This is a genomic window from Dongia sp., from assembly GCF_041918875.1.
GTDB lineage: Bacteria > Pseudomonadota > Alphaproteobacteria > Dongiales > Dongiaceae > Dongia.
On sequence record NZ_JAYRUV010000011.1, the window covers coordinates 18,526 to 32,313 of the forward strand.

Consider the following 13,788-nt stretch of genomic DNA (forward strand, 5'->3'; position numbering starts at 1 on the left):
ACTGAAGGTGGAGGCGAGCGGTCTTCCGAGCGACGATGGCGTACGCAGCTGTCGCTCCCCGGAGACGGCGCCGGTGTCCGCCAAGCGCGTGCTCGGGCTTTTCCGCGGCTATGTCGGCCGACCCGCTACGGTGCTGTGCCTCATCCTCTTAGCAGCTTGGCCGTCACTACATCCATCAGGTGGTCCCAGACCCCCGCGTCTGTCAGTTCGTATCGTGGCATGACCCAATCTCCTCCACGGAAATTGAATCACGTTCCCGCCCAAATGGGAATCCTCTATGAGTACGCAACCTAGTCGACTTGGGTTTCCAGTTGGGCGAAAGCGTATTATTTTGGCTGGGCCACCGCTCTTCGACACCCGGCAGGGCACTGAATTTGCCGGTGACGATCTCCGGCCTGATCGCGTAGACGATGGGGCCGGCCAGGCGCGGAAATGAGCCGATCTCGCGCCCCCAGGACTCCTTCGGCGCGTATTTTGTCAGGAAGGCGCTGAAGAATGCTCGCTGCTCATCCTTGTCCACGCAGGTGCGGATGCGGCCGAAGATGATGACGGAGCGATAGGAGACGGACGTGTCGCATTCGACGTGACCATACGGAAAGATCTCGCCGGGCTCGTCGACCTCGAAGCTGACACGGTCGGAATGTTGAACATTGGCAAGGAAATGGCCCTTGTGCCGGGGCGTGTGCAGGTAGACCTGCCCGTCCATCCATACGAAGAGATTGGGTGCAATGTACGGATACCCGTCAGCTCCAACGGTTGCCGTCCGGCCGCAAAATGCACCGTTAAGCAATGCTTCTACATCGGCTTGGTTCAAGGCCTCTCTGGGTTGCCTCACGAAGCCGCGAAGTGATGACACTGCGCCCTCAGTCATACCGCTTAGCTTTCTCAGTGCCGAACGCTAACATGGCATCCCCGATCTGCTCGCTGCCGAGCTTCTGGAGGGTTTCGCCGGCCTCAAGTATATCCCGGGCCTCCCGGTTCTGGCTCAGCTTGAGCTTACCGACCAGTTTCGTGATCTCCACCTCGATGCCAACAATGTTTTTCACCATGGCGTCGATGTAGTCCTTGGGGCTATCGCTCATCTTCCAAGGATTTTCTTGCTTGGACTCATGTGTACGCGTGAGCCGTGCAATGACGCCGCGCACATAGCGCTCGTCGTCGCGGATCGTCGCCCGCCCGTATGCGTGAGCGACGGTATAGTTCCAGGTCGGCACCTGCTTCCTAAATTCCCGTTTGCTCGGATACCAGTTCGGCGAAATGTAGGCGTCAGCCGCGCGGAACACGACCAGCACTTCATCTCCCGTCGCGATATCTTCCCATACCGGATTGGCGCGAGCGACATGACAATGCAGGATGCCGTGTTGCCCTTCGTTCTTGCTCACGTGGAAGGGGATGTGGTTGGCGTCCATGCCGCTCCGGCCATTGGTGAATAGGATGCCGAGTGGGGCCCTCTCAATGAGATCGTGGAGGACTTCTTTGCGCGGTTCTTCAAAGTGCGCTGGGACGTACATGAACGCTCCTTGGATGGCGACATGACAACATCGAGTTTACCTGGATGCCGCGAAGTCGACGATTATCGAGCAGAGGAAGTAGACGCCGGGCACGATCAGCACGCCGGCCGCGACATAGCGTCGAAGCTTGGCGCCATTCATGGAATCAGACTTGCCCAAGCGCATGATCGAGGTCCGCAACGAGGTCCTCGCTGGCCTCTAATCCGACCGACAGGCGGATCAGGCCCAGAGGAATGCCGGCTTCGATCGCTTTCTGCTCGCCGACAGCGCCTTTCCACATGGCGGCCGGTTGCGTGGCAAGCGTCTCGTATCCGCCGAAGCTCACGGCCCGCCGGGGGAGCTCCATAGCATTTATGAACTTCTGAGCGGCGGAAAAGCCGCCCTTCAACTCGAAGCTCATAAGCCCGCCATAACCACCCGACATCTGGCGCGTGGCCAACGCATGTTGAGGATGCGACGGCAGGCCGGGATAATTCGCAACCCTAACGGCAGCATGGCTCTCAAGAAATTCCGCCACCTTGAGGGCGTTCCGGTTGTGCTCACGCACGCGCAAGGGAAGCGTGCGCAGCCCGCGTAGCAGCAGCCACGCGCTGAACGGATCGGGCGTCGGGCCAAAAACGACGGTCGAGTGCCAGATCCGCTCAATCAGGTCCTTTGCGCCGGTCACCACACCACCCATCAGGTCATGGTGGCCACCGAGAAACTTGGTCGCGCTATGGATCGAAAGGTCGATGCCGATCTGGATGGTCTTCTGATTGATGGGGGTGGCGATCGTGCTGTCGCAAACGGTCGTGATACCTTTTGCGCGCGCCAGTGACGCAATCGCTGCCAGATCCACCAATGTCATCAGGGGATTGGTGGGCGTCTCAACATAGATCAGCTTCGTCGTTGGCTTGAGCGCGCGTGAAAATGCTTCTGGATCCACTTGGTCGACGAGCGTCACCTCCACGCCGAACTTGGGCAAGACAGTGCTGAAGAGCTGGGACGTTCCCATGTAGTGCGACTTTTGCGCAACAACATGATCTCCTTTGCCGACTAGGGTCAGGACCGTCGAGCTTACGGCTGCCATACCGGATGCCACCAGCTGCGCAGCTTCCGCGCCTTCAAGTGCGGCAATGATCGACTCTACGCGAGAGAAATTGGGATTGCCGTCGCGCGTGTAATTGCGGTTGTGACGAGCTGTGTTGGACATCTCGTCGAAGTCCTCGTCGGACTCGGCCCAAAAGGTGGCGGTTTGGTAGATGGCCGGCGCCACCGAAGAGACATCATCAATGTCGCTGTCTGCATGACCGACCAGCGTTTCAGCTTGGAAATTCCTGCTTCTATTCAATGGTCGGCTCCGGCAATAGGTTGACATTGGCAGAGCGGTATATCTATATTGACTGAGAAAGTCAATATAATGACCAAAGGCCTGAAATGACAGACGCGGAGCCCATCGCCCCCGGCACGGGCAACGAGATGAATGAAGCGATCGCGCGTCGCGTCTCCTCGTTGCGTAAAGGGGCGCAGTTGACGTTCGACGAGCTGGCTGCTCGGAGCGATATCAGCAAGGGCATGCTTGTTCAGATCGAACAGGGTCGCGCCAATCCCAGTATCTCCACGCTATGCAAGCTGGCGGCGGCACTCCGGGTCTCTGTCTCCGATCTTGTGAGCACCGACAATCATCCCAGCAGGTCAGTCCGGATTGTGGCTCCGGGGACCTCGCCCGTTCTTTGGCAAGGGCCGAAGGGTGGGTCAGCGACTCTGCTGATTGGGTCGGAGGGTCCGGATATGTTGGAGCTCTGGGACTGGTGCATGGTCCCTGGCGAAAGGTTTGAGGCTCGCCCTCATCCGGCTGGGACCCAGGAGTTGCTGAACGTTGTCGAGGGCACGCTGGCGCTTGAGGTCGATGGCCGAAGCTATTTGGTGAGCGCGGGATCCTCGGCGTTCGCGCGAACCGACTGCGCCCACGCCTATGCCTGTCATGGCAAGAAGAAGGTTCGCTTCTCGATGGTCGTCCATGAAAACGCACCAAACTCGTAACAGGCAGATCGATTGACCCGGGTCTGCCTGCCGCGAACTCTTATCGAAGTTCACTCAACGCCGAGCCAACCATGTACCCGCTCAGTATCACAATCGCGATCGTATCGCAGGTTCTATATCACGTCGCTCAAAAAGCCATGCCGTCGGGAACGAGGCCTTTCTTGCTGTTGGCGGTCGTCTACGCGATTGCCACGGTCTCCTGCGTCTGCCTTTCCTTCGTCGGCGCTAAGTCCATGACGATGAGCGATCTGAAGCCCCTGCTCAGCTGGCCGGTTCTGCTTCTGACGGCTTCGGTCGTTGGCATCGAAATCGGCTATCTCCTTGCCTATCGACAAGGTTGGTCGATCGGACTGGCGTTCAGTGTCGCCAGCACAGCGACGGTGATACTCCTTGCCATTATCGGATTCCTGGCCCTCAGCGAGAGCCTCAACAAATGGCAGATGTCGGGCCTTGGCCTCGCGCTCGTCGGAACATGGCTTGTGGTTTTCCATCAGAAATAGGCGGGGCAATGAACAAGACGCTAAGCATGACGCCTTCGATCGATCCGCGTGTGGCGGCGCTTGCACCTGACTTCAGGGCGCTAAGCATCGTGATGGAGATCGGCGAACCCCTGATCGCGTCGGTCGGAGAAAGGGCATTGCAGGAAGCCTTCGGTGCCGCGGGGCCGGACGCGCCAAACTGGGCGAGCGAGCATCTTGCAGCCTGGGCGCAGGTCTTTCAGAAATTCGGAGCCAAACCGCAGCGAACTCCGTGTTCTGCGGAAGCCCTTCGAAAGCGGTTCCTTCGCGACGGTGCCTTGCCGCGAGTGAACCCCATCGTCGACCTGTACAACGCTATTAGCCTTCAATATGCCGTGCCGGTCGGCGGCGAGAACCTTGATGCATACGCAGGAGCGCCAAAGCTAACCATCGCAGATGGGTCGGAAGCCTTCGACACGATCAAGGATGGTAACCCCGCAATCGAAGCACCTGACCCCGGCGAAGTCGTTTGGCGCGATGATCAGGGCGTCACGTGTCGACGTTGGAACTGGCGGCAGGGCGTGCGCACGCGGGTGAACGCAGACACTCGCCGAATCTGGTTCATCCTGGAGCGTCTTGGCTCAATGCCACAACGCGCACTCGAGGAAGCTGGCGACAAGCTCGTTAGCGGACTGAAAGAGATGTCGCCGGGAGCACGTATCGACATGAGCCTGGTTTTGCCAGATGGGACGGCCTAGGCTGCGGACTCATAAGCACGCAATCACAGTCGGGCAGCGGTGAGTTTGGCCATGGCGAGATAGGTCAGGGCGAGTCTGTCGTAACGGGTGGCGATGCGGCGGAATGCAGGCGCGGCAATCCCGATCGTCAATGACATCCTGGATCCAGTCGGCGTCATAAGCTCTGTCGGCGAGAACCGTCGCACCCCTGGGCAAGCCGTTGCCGACGACCCGCGCGTGCAGCTTGGTCGTCAACCCGCGGCACCCCACGCGGTTTGTTCGGCAGCAAGGGCTGAATGATCTGCCACTCGAAGCCTGTCAGTTCGTATCGTGCCACGACCCAAGCTCCTCCACGGAAATTGGATCACGTTCCCGCCCAAATGGGAATCCTCTATGAGTACGCGACCTAGATCGAGGGGGTCAGCCGACACACGCCTCCTAGCCTTTGCTCGATGGGCACCACCCATAGGAGCTTGCGAAACGCATCGATTATCGCCGCCCCAGCTCTGTCCCTATCCGTAGTTGGTCGATATAAGCCTGATAGGCGAAGCTGCGGTCCCGCTTCTTGCCCGTCGTCTCCACAAGGATTCCCGCTTCTATCAATGTTCCGACGGCCCGAATAGCAGTCGGCCTGCTGCCACCAATCCAGTTCTGGCTGCGGCGGATCGCACCGGGCTGCTTGCTGGCACCGCGTGTGCCTTGCATGAGGCGGCGATGCGTTTCGTTCAGAAGGTGCATGGAAAGAGGCAGGCCTTTATCCTTCGCGATCTGCGACCGAGCATAGATGGCGGCGTCGAGATAATTGCATACCTCTTCAACATCGGCGTTCGGTGTTGTCTTGTTTTCAGCCTCAAAGACCAGGAGATTGATCAAGGTTGCTTGGGTGCCTTCGATCTGAGAGGTGAGGACCGCCTCCTTGCGCACGAAAGCGTAAACGAACCAATCCAATGACGGCACCATTGCGCCCGCGAGATCGAGTCTTATCAACGCTTCTTCTGCTTTTCTAAGCTGACCCGAGAGGGCGCCATCCATCTTCAAGGAAGGCGACGGTGGCAATGGCAGAGGGATGAAGGCTGATATTTCCTCTCCTTCGACCACGACCTGCTCGTAATGCCCTGTTTCCCGCTTGGCCACGCAGAATCTGCCCTGTTTTGGCAAAGAACGATCCTGTGCCCAGGATCCGGAGATAGTAACGAAACATTTATTGGTGATGTCCGTAGTCAAGAAATCGTTCTTAGACGGACCCTTGGATCAATCTCCTTGGACGTTTCAGGTAACTCCCATTTCGCCGTACTTGCACATAATGGCGCGGAAAATAAACTTAGAGGGCATCTCCAACTGGTATTGACTCGATAAACATGATTTTGTAGTTTGAGCCATGCTCGAACTCAGGGAAATATCCGGCATCTATTCCGGCCTGGCGGTCCAGGAGGGCGGTGGAGGCTCGGCACGCTTTGTGCGCCTGTCCGATCTGTCGGATCTGAAGTCGGGCCGCGCGCCCAAACTCACAAACGGAGAACCTTCAGCCGTTGCCAGGGCGCTGCCGATAGAGGAAGGCGACCTGATCGTCGGCGCGCGGGGCGCGGCGACCGACGTGTGTCTTGCGACGGAGGCATTGTTCGGCGCCTTCATATCGCTCGATCTTTACCTGGTCCGCCCCGATTCATCGAAGGTCGATCCAGGATACCTGGCGGCTTTTCTCGATCTTCCCGCGACGCAGGCGACCTTCTCTGGCAGCAGGCAGGGCAGCGGCCTCGCGCGACTTCCCAAGGACGCGCTCGACAAACTCGCAATCCCGCTTCCGCCGATGCCCACGCAGCGGTTGATCGCCAAATTGGCGCGGTCCTTTCGCGAGGAGGCTGAGCTGCTGCAGCGCCTTGCTGCCCTCAACTCCATTCTTGGCCGCGAAGCCCTTGCGCAGGCAATCCGCGCCGCCGTCACCAGCTCGAATTCATAGGAGACGATATGCCCACCCTGCAGCAAGACGACATTCTCTCCGCGGTCTGGCGCGCCTGCGACACGTTCCGGGGCGCGGTCGATGCCACGCAATACAAGGACTATGTGCTGACCGCGCTCTTTCTGAAATATATCAGCGACGTGCGTCGAAAGCATGTCGATGAATTCCGCCGGGAGTATGGCGACGACGAGCTTCGCATTCAACGCCGTCTCGACCGCGAGCGTTTCAAGCTGCCGATGGTTGAGCTCAAGAACAGCAAGACCAACGAAGTGGAAGAAAGGTTCCTGGGCGATTTTCATAGCCTCCACGAGCGTCGCGGCCGGGACAATATCGGCGAGCTGATCAACATCGTTCTGGACGCCATCGAAAAAGCCAACGAGGGCAAGCTCGGTGGCCTCTTTCGCGCGATCGACTTCAACTCGGAATCCAATCTGGGCCAAACGAAGGACCGCAATCGCCGGCTGAAGATGCTGCTGGAGGACTTTGCCAAGCCTGGCCTGGACCTGTCCGACACGTCCGAGGACATTCTGGGCGACGCCTATATCTTCCTGATCGAGCGCTTCGCGTCGGACGCGGGCAAGAAAGCGGGGGAATTCTTCACGCCGCGCAAGGTGTCCGAAGTCGTCGCCAAGCTGGCGAACCCGAAATCCGGCGATCGGATCTGCGATCCGGCCTGCGGTTCCGGGTCGCTGCTGCTGCGGGCTGGCGAGGAGGTGCCGGATGGCAATTTCCAGCTCTTCGGCCAGGAATCGAACGGCAGCACGCGCTCGCTGGCGCGCCTCAACATGCTGCTGCACAAGCAGGATGGCGCCCACATCGACTGGTGCGATACGCTGAACTCGCCAACGCTGATCGAAAGCGATCATCTGATGCGTTTCGACGTGGTGGTCGCCAACCCGCCGTTCAGTCTGGATAAATGGTGGGGCAATACGGATTCGGAAGGGAACGCGCTGCCCGATCCCTACAAGCGGTTCACACCGCACATGCCGCCCAAGAGCCGCGGCGACTATGCCTTTATCCTGCACATGCTGGCGATCACCCGCCCCACCGTCGGGCGCATGGCGGTGATCGCGCCGCACGGCGTCCTGTTCCGTTCCGGCGCCGAGGGCAAGATCCGTGAAAAGCTGATCCGCGACAATCTGCTCGACGCCGTCATCGGTTTGCCGGGGCAGCTCTTTCCCACCACCGGAATTCCCGTATGCATCATGGTATTCGACAAGGCGCGCGAGGCTGGCGGATTGCGCTCGCACGAACGGAGCATTCTGTTCATTGACGCCAGCCGTGATTTCGAGCCCGGCAAGAAGCAGAACCAGCTCGCCGACATGAACGTCAACAGGATCGTGGAGACATACCGCAGCCGGGCCGCGATCGACCGCTATTCCCACGAAGCGACCTTCGAGGAGATCGAGGCTAACGGGTTTAATCTCAACATCCCGCGCTACGTCGATACGTTCGAACCCGAACCCGAAATCGATCTTCAGGCCGTGCAGAACGAAATCCGCGACCTCGAAGCTCAACTCGCCGAGACGAGGACGAAAATGAACGTCTATCTGAAGGAGCTCGGCATCGATGTCTGACGCCCCCCTGGCCGCCCCGTCCCGGCGCGGGCGCACCCTGAAGCTCTATCTGGAAAACCGGACCATCGCCGCCCTTCGTGGCGCGGGCCGATCCGACAACGGCAAGCAGACCTGGAGTGTGGAAGGCGATGGGCGCGTGGAAGGCGATGGCAGAAATCATGTCGCATGGCGCGCGAGTTTGATCGATCAGGGGGGCGCAGCGTGACGGAGGAGGTCAATATTGAGCACGCCGAAAACCCCAGCGCCTATCCGCCGAGCATCCAAGCAGGCATTCCAAAGCTTGGCGAAACTCCGCGAGGTTGGACCCGTTATCCTCTAGGCGATCTGCTCCTCAAGGTTGAGCGACCTGCTCGACTCACTGACAATCAGACCTACCAACTCGTCACTGCAAAGAGAAATCGAGGTGGAATTGTTGCGCGGGAAGTACTGCGTGGCGATCAGATCAAGACCAAAACGCAATTTTACGTCGAAGCTGGAGACTTTTTGATCTCGAACCGTCAGATTTCACATGGGGCATGTGGCCTTGTTCCACCCCAACTGCATCGCGCCATCGTGTCAAATGAATATACGGCCTTTCATGCCAAGGAGAAGCTCGAACCGACGTTTTTGAATGCGCTGATGCATTCGGTCTATTTCCAGCAGACCTGCTTCCATTCCAGTATCGGCGTTCACGTTGAAAAACTCGTCTTCAGGCTCGAAGACTGGCTAAAGTGGGCTTTTGACGTGCCGCCTCTTGAGGAGCAACGGCGGATTGTTGCTGTCCTGGAGACGTGGGATAGGGCAATCGATCAGACTGAGCGTCTAATTGCCTCCAAGCGGAAGCGGTTCGAAGGGCTCCTTGCTCAGTACGCGATGAAATTCCACAATGAACGAACTGAATTCGGCGCACTTGTCGAGTTGATCTCAGAAAGAGTCCAGCCTGGTGTCTGCGATGTCCCCAATGAAAGTACTGAGCTTGAGAATATCGAACCGGAGACCGGCCGAATCATTGGTAGTTCACGTGTTTCAGCTGAATCTGCCCTGAGATCGCGATTCAAGGCCAAAGATACGCTCTTCGGTAAGCTGCGCCCGTATTTGCGCAAGGTCGCACAACCGAGTTTTGATGGCATTTGCTCTACAGAGATCTGGGTGCTTCGATCAAATCCTAAGGTGCTGAACCCGGATCTGCTTTTCTTTCTTGTTCAAACGCAGGAATTTCAAGCTACAGCGACCAAGCAGAGCGGCTCAAAAATGCCCCGCGCGGATTGGGACCTTGTGAGCACAACTCCTGTTCCTTGTCCCCGCGCTATGGACCAACAGATTCGCGCTGCTGCACTCCTGGACTCTGCTTTACAATCAATTCATCCGGAACTTAAGAGATTAGACGCGCATCGCGCTCAAAAACGCGGCCTGATGCAAAAGCTGCTCACGGGCGAGTGGCGGCTTGATGGGCGCTTTGAACCAGCGGCGCTCACGAGCCGTGCGGTATTGCCAGGAGATGCGGCATGACCTTCAAGTCGATCTTCTTCGACGCGGCTTCGGCGAAAGCGCGGGGGTGAAGCCATGGTCCATTCTCCGGATTTCGCCATTTCCGAGGCTGGCGGTACGCAGCTCCAGGCGCTGCATACGCTGATCAATTGCGGTTGGCGCTATGTCACGCGGGCTGAGGCCGATCAGTGGCGCGATGGGCGGCGGGCGCTGCCATTCCTCGAAACCCAGCTCCGGGCGGACCTGGCGCGCATCAATCGCATTCAGATCGACGGGCGGGCGCATCCCTTCTCGGAAGCGAATATCGATTCCGCGGTGCGAAGGCTGGCCGATCGGATTCCGGAGGGCGTTGTCCGCGCCAATGAGCGGATGACGGATGATCTGACACTTGGCATTGCCTTGCCGCAAACGATCGGCGCGACATCGCGCGAATGGCCGTTCAAATTCATCGACTGGAACGATTGGCGGGCCAACAGTTTCCAGGTGACGAGCGAATATACCGTGAGCGAGCCGGGCGGTCCGACGATTCGCGTCGATCTCGTCCTGTTCGTGAATGGCATTCCGCTCGGAATGATCGAGGTCAAGGCCTCTCATGTCGCGGCCGATCAGGGTGTCGGCCAGCAGATCCGAAATCAGAAGGTCGGTGAAGGTGTTCCAGCACTCTTCTACTCCGCCCAATTGCTGCTGGCGGCCAACAGCCACGATCCGCACTACGGCACGGTGGGGACACCGCGTAAGCTGTGGAGTAGCTGGAAGGAGAGCGGGGACCCACCTGGTTTCACCGAGGAGGTGGTCAATCGTTTACTCGACACTGTCGAAGATAAGCGCATAGCGCTCGACTTCGCCGCGCATAAGAAGCGGCATGATGGGCTGATGGAAAAGCATCGGTTCGTCACGCGACTGGACGAAGCAATCGTGGATCTTTGTCGGCCGGAGCGGTTCATGCGGCTGGTTCGCCGCTACATGCTTTTCGATGGGCCGTATAAAAAGGTCGCGCGCTGTCAGCAGATTGCAACGGTCGAAACCCTGCTGAAGCGGGTGGAAGAGCGGGACGCAGCGGGTCGTCGCAAGGGGGGCGTGGTCTGGCATACTCAAGGTTCGGGCAAGAGCCTGACAATGGTGATGCTGGCCAAGTCGATCGTCATGGCCCACCCACGGGCGCGCATTGTCATCGTGACGGACCGGACCGACCTCGATGACCAGATCACCAAGACCTTCCGTGCCACGGGTCAAGAACCGAAGCGGGCGGCGACCGGCGAGAATCTGCTGACCCTGATTGAAGAGATGACACCCGTCGTCACCACCCTGATCCACAAGTTCCGGGCGGGTCTCAACAAACGGCGCGTCGTGGACAAATCTTCCGACATTTTCGTCCTGGTGGACGAGAGCCACCGCAGTCAGTACGGCAATCTCGACAGTCTGCACGCCCGCATGCGGGAGGTACTGCCCAACGCCTGCTTCATCGCTTTCACCGGAACCCCCATTGCAAAGAAAGAGCGAAACACCTTCGCCAAGTTCGGCGAGCTTGTTCAGCCCTCATATTCCATGCGTGATGCGGTCGCGGACCATGCTGTCGTCCCATTGCTCTATGAAGGGCGTGAAGTCATTACCGATGTCGATGACGCGCAGATCGACCGCTGGTTCGAGGTACATACGCGTGACCTGTCCAACGACCAGCGTGCCGATCTGAAGCGCAAGATGAGCCGTATGCGCGAAGTCGAGCGCGTGGATTCGCGGCTTCAATCCATGGCATTCGATGTCGGCCAGCATTTCCTGGCGAACTTCAAGGGCACGGGACTCAAGGGGCAACTCGCGGCGCCATCGAAACGCGCGGCAATCCAGCTCAAGAAGCTCTTTGACGAGTTCGGCGTCGTCACCACCGAGGTCGTCATATCGGCGCCGGAAATGCGGGAAAGCGAAGATGAAGTGGATGAAGCCGATGACGACATCGTACGCACCTTCTGGCGCAGGATGATGGAGCGATATGGCGGCGAAGATGCCTACAATCGTACCATCGTCGAGCAGTTCAAGGGGCCGTCCGATCCGGACATCATCATCGTCGTTGACAAGTTGCTCACCGGCTTCGACGCACCGCGCAATACGGTGCTCTATATCGCCCGCCGCCTGAAGGAACATGGCCTGTTGCAGGCCATTGCGCGTGTCAACCGCGTCTTCGATGAGGAGGGGGCGCCAGACAAGCCCTTCGGTTTCATTATCGACTATACGGGCGTCCTCAAGGACCTTGGCGCGGCGCTTGCCAGCTACGATGCCTTGCAGGGCTTCAATCAGGAGGACATCGCCAGCAGTATATCGGCTATTCGTGACGAAGCGGGCAAAGTCCCAGGGGCCCATGCCGCCTTGTTGGACGTGTTCAAATCGGTCTCCAATAGTTTCGATGCCGAGGCCTATGCTCGTCTTCTGGCGAATGATGAAATTCGAATCGCATTCTATTCACGCCTTTCCACCTTTTCCCGCGCTTTCTCCGTGGCGCTTTCCTCGCCAGCCTTTGTCGAGGAGGCCAGGCCTGAATTGCTTCGGCGCTGGAAGGAGGATCTCGGCCGATTCATGTCGTTGCGCGCCGCAGTCAGCCTTCGCTACGCGGAGCGTGTGGATTGGCGCGACTATGAAAGACGTATCCGTCAGTTGCTGGATCGGCACGTCATCGCGCGTGACGTAATCACGTTGGTCGAGCCGTTGAACATATTCGATGACATCGCAATTGAGGAACGTCGGCGGGAAAAGGCGGAAAGCGACGCATCGGTTGCCGATACGATCGCGCATCAGCTGACCCGGTCGATCGAGGAAAAATGGGATGAGGATCCGGTCTTCTTCGAAAAATTCTCCAAACTCGTTCGCGATACGATCGACGATTTTCACAAGGGGCGAATCAACGACCTGACATATCTTTCAAAAGTGAAGGAACTGCGTGATAAAATTCAAACGCGGCAGGACGAATCCGATCCGACCCCAGCGCGCCTTCGCAATGATACTCATGCTCAGGCGTTCTGGGGATTGACGAAGCGTAATCTGGAGAACTCCGGAATTACCGACATGGAATTGGCCGCGGACATGGCGCTCGAGATCAGCCGGATTGTGCAGCGTCGTCGCAAGGTCGGCTGGCAGCATGATCGTGACGTCGAGAACGCGATCCGCAACGATATTGACGACTTTTTCTTCGAGGAGTTGCGCGGCCGACGCGACATATTGATCGACCCATACATTCTGGACGGCATCGTCGACGATGTTCTCGCTTCGGCGCGCGTGAGGCTGGCCCAATGAGAACGGATGACGAAGGTCACTCGACATGCGAGGAGATCGAGATTCATTGGGGTGAACGGCGGGTCGTTGCGGAATTGACCCGCATGAATAGGCGTTATCTGCGGATCGACGTGAAGCCGACGGGCCAAGTCGTCATTTTCGCGCCAGCAGGCGAGGAAAGAAGTGAAGTTCAGCGCCGAGCGCGTCGGAAAGGTGCCTGGATATTCACTCAGATAGATAAGATCGCGAGAAGGCCAGAGGTCACGCCAAAGCGCAGATACATTTCCGGGGAAACACATCTGCTGCTTGGCCGACAATATCGCCTGTCAATCGAGTATTCGGACGATCCTCATGTCAGGTTGGATGGTGGCCGTCTGGTGGTCAACGCGAGGTCCGTGGAAGATCAGTCTCATTGCAGGCGCCTCCTTCACGCATTCTATTCGCTTAGAGCGCGCGAGGTCTTTCGGCAACGCTTCGAGGTTATGGCGGAACCATTTATTCGCAAAGGTCTCAAGCGCCCACCACTGCTCATCCGGCCAATGTCAAAGAGGTGGGGTAGCTTCACTGCCGGGGGACGCGTCACGCTCAATGTCGATCTCGTGCGTGCCAGTCCGCGGTTGATCGACTACGTAATCTGCCACGAGCTCGCGCACGCGTTCTTTCCAGACCATGGCGAGGGATGGCGTAGCCTCCTCGACGCCATCATGCCGGACTGGGCTCATCGGAAAGCGCTTCTTGAGGCGACGTTGAGATGACATCGACATACCAGTTCAGCCAGAAGGCGCGCGGTGGCGCATACCC

At 58.5% G+C, this 13,788-nt stretch carries 14 protein-coding genes and 1 pseudogene; 9 read left to right on the plus strand and 6 right to left on the minus strand.

Going from position 1 to position 13,788, the window contains the following annotated elements; translation table 11 throughout:
* Positions 1-202: 202 nt before the first annotated feature.
* Genes ACE3TY_RS12850 through ACE3TY_RS12865 form a run of 4 tightly spaced genes read right to left on the minus strand, consistent with a single transcriptional unit; the run spans position 203 to position 2,841 of the window.
* Positions 203-814: a pyridoxamine 5'-phosphate oxidase family protein gene (locus ACE3TY_RS12850; RefSeq protein WP_374653503.1), complete on the minus strand. Its 612-nt coding sequence runs from the start codon at positions 812-814 to the stop codon at positions 203-205.
* A 49-nt stretch (positions 815-863) separates the two neighbouring features.
* Positions 864-1,511 carry an FMN-binding negative transcriptional regulator gene (locus ACE3TY_RS12855; protein WP_374653505.1) on the minus strand — a complete coding sequence of 216 codons (648 nt, stop codon included), beginning with the start codon at positions 1,509-1,511 and terminating at the stop codon, positions 864-866.
* 36 nt (positions 1,512-1,547) lie between these two features.
* On the minus strand, positions 1,548-1,676 hold the full coding sequence (locus tag ACE3TY_RS12860) for a hypothetical protein (protein ID WP_374653507.1): 129 nt from the start codon (positions 1,674-1,676) through the stop codon (positions 1,548-1,550).
* Positions 1,657-2,841, minus strand: a complete 1,185-nt coding sequence (locus ACE3TY_RS12865; RefSeq protein WP_374653509.1) for a PLP-dependent aspartate aminotransferase family protein — start codon at positions 2,839-2,841, stop codon at positions 1,657-1,659. The genes ACE3TY_RS12860 and ACE3TY_RS12865 overlap by 20 nt, the downstream gene beginning before the upstream one ends.
* 128 nt (positions 2,842-2,969) lie before the next feature.
* On the opposite strand from ACE3TY_RS12865, the gene ACE3TY_RS12870 reads away from it, so the two are divergent.
* From ACE3TY_RS12870 to ACE3TY_RS12880, 3 genes are all read left to right on the plus strand, one after another.
* On the plus strand, positions 2,970-3,533 hold the full coding sequence (locus ACE3TY_RS12870) for a helix-turn-helix domain-containing protein (RefSeq protein WP_374653511.1): 564 nt from the start codon (positions 2,970-2,972) through the stop codon (positions 3,531-3,533).
* A gap of 71 nt (positions 3,534-3,604) precedes the next feature.
* Positions 3,605-4,033, plus strand: coding sequence for an EamA family transporter (locus ACE3TY_RS12875; protein WP_374653513.1), 429 nt, complete (start codon positions 3,605-3,607; stop codon positions 4,031-4,033).
* Between the two features lie 8 nt (positions 4,034-4,041).
* A complete protein-coding gene (locus tag ACE3TY_RS12880; protein WP_374653515.1) occupies positions 4,042-4,749 on the plus strand; it encodes a B3/4 domain-containing protein in 708 nt (235 codons plus the stop codon).
* A gap of 184 nt (positions 4,750-4,933) precedes the next feature.
* On the opposite strand, the pseudogene ACE3TY_RS12885 reads toward ACE3TY_RS12880, so the two are convergent.
* Both ACE3TY_RS12885 and ACE3TY_RS12890 read right to left on the minus strand, forming a co-directional pair.
* A pseudogene (locus tag ACE3TY_RS12885) lies at positions 4,934-5,065 on the minus strand (IS5/IS1182 family transposase); the annotation flags it as partial.
* A 152-nt stretch (positions 5,066-5,217) separates the two neighbouring features.
* On the minus strand, positions 5,218-5,952 hold the full coding sequence (locus ACE3TY_RS12890) for a Fic/DOC family N-terminal domain-containing protein (protein ID WP_374653517.1): 735 nt from the start codon (positions 5,950-5,952) through the stop codon (positions 5,218-5,220).
* Between the two features lie 154 nt (positions 5,953-6,106).
* Between ACE3TY_RS12890 and ACE3TY_RS12895 the strand changes: the two genes are divergently transcribed.
* The 6 genes from ACE3TY_RS12895 to ACE3TY_RS12920 are packed head-to-tail and all read left to right on the plus strand — an operon-like array spanning position 6,107 to position 13,742.
* Positions 6,107-6,685: a restriction endonuclease subunit S gene (locus tag ACE3TY_RS12895; protein WP_374653519.1), complete on the plus strand. Its 579-nt coding sequence runs from the start codon at positions 6,107-6,109 to the stop codon at positions 6,683-6,685.
* 8 nt (positions 6,686-6,693) lie between these two features.
* Positions 6,694-8,262 (plus strand): type I restriction-modification system subunit M, encoded by a 1,569-nt coding sequence (locus ACE3TY_RS12900; RefSeq protein WP_374653521.1) that lies wholly within the window; start codon positions 6,694-6,696, stop codon positions 8,260-8,262.
* Entirely contained in the window at positions 8,255-8,467 is a 213-nt protein-coding gene (locus ACE3TY_RS12905) for a hypothetical protein (RefSeq protein ID WP_374653523.1), read from the plus strand. Before ACE3TY_RS12900 ends, ACE3TY_RS12905 begins: the two co-directional genes overlap by 8 nt.
* Positions 8,428-9,750: a restriction endonuclease subunit S gene (locus ACE3TY_RS12910; RefSeq protein WP_374653525.1), complete on the plus strand. Its 1,323-nt coding sequence runs from the start codon at positions 8,428-8,430 to the stop codon at positions 9,748-9,750. Before ACE3TY_RS12905 ends, ACE3TY_RS12910 begins: the two co-directional genes overlap by 40 nt.
* 54 nt (positions 9,751-9,804) lie before the next feature.
* Entirely contained in the window at positions 9,805-13,008 is a 3,204-nt protein-coding gene (locus tag ACE3TY_RS12915; RefSeq protein WP_374653527.1) for a type I restriction endonuclease subunit R, read from the plus strand.
* Positions 13,005-13,742, plus strand: a complete 738-nt coding sequence (locus ACE3TY_RS12920; RefSeq protein ID WP_374653529.1) for a M48 family metallopeptidase — start codon at positions 13,005-13,007, stop codon at positions 13,740-13,742. The genes ACE3TY_RS12915 and ACE3TY_RS12920 overlap by 4 nt, the downstream gene beginning before the upstream one ends.
* The last annotated feature ends 46 nt before the right edge of the window (positions 13,743-13,788 follow it).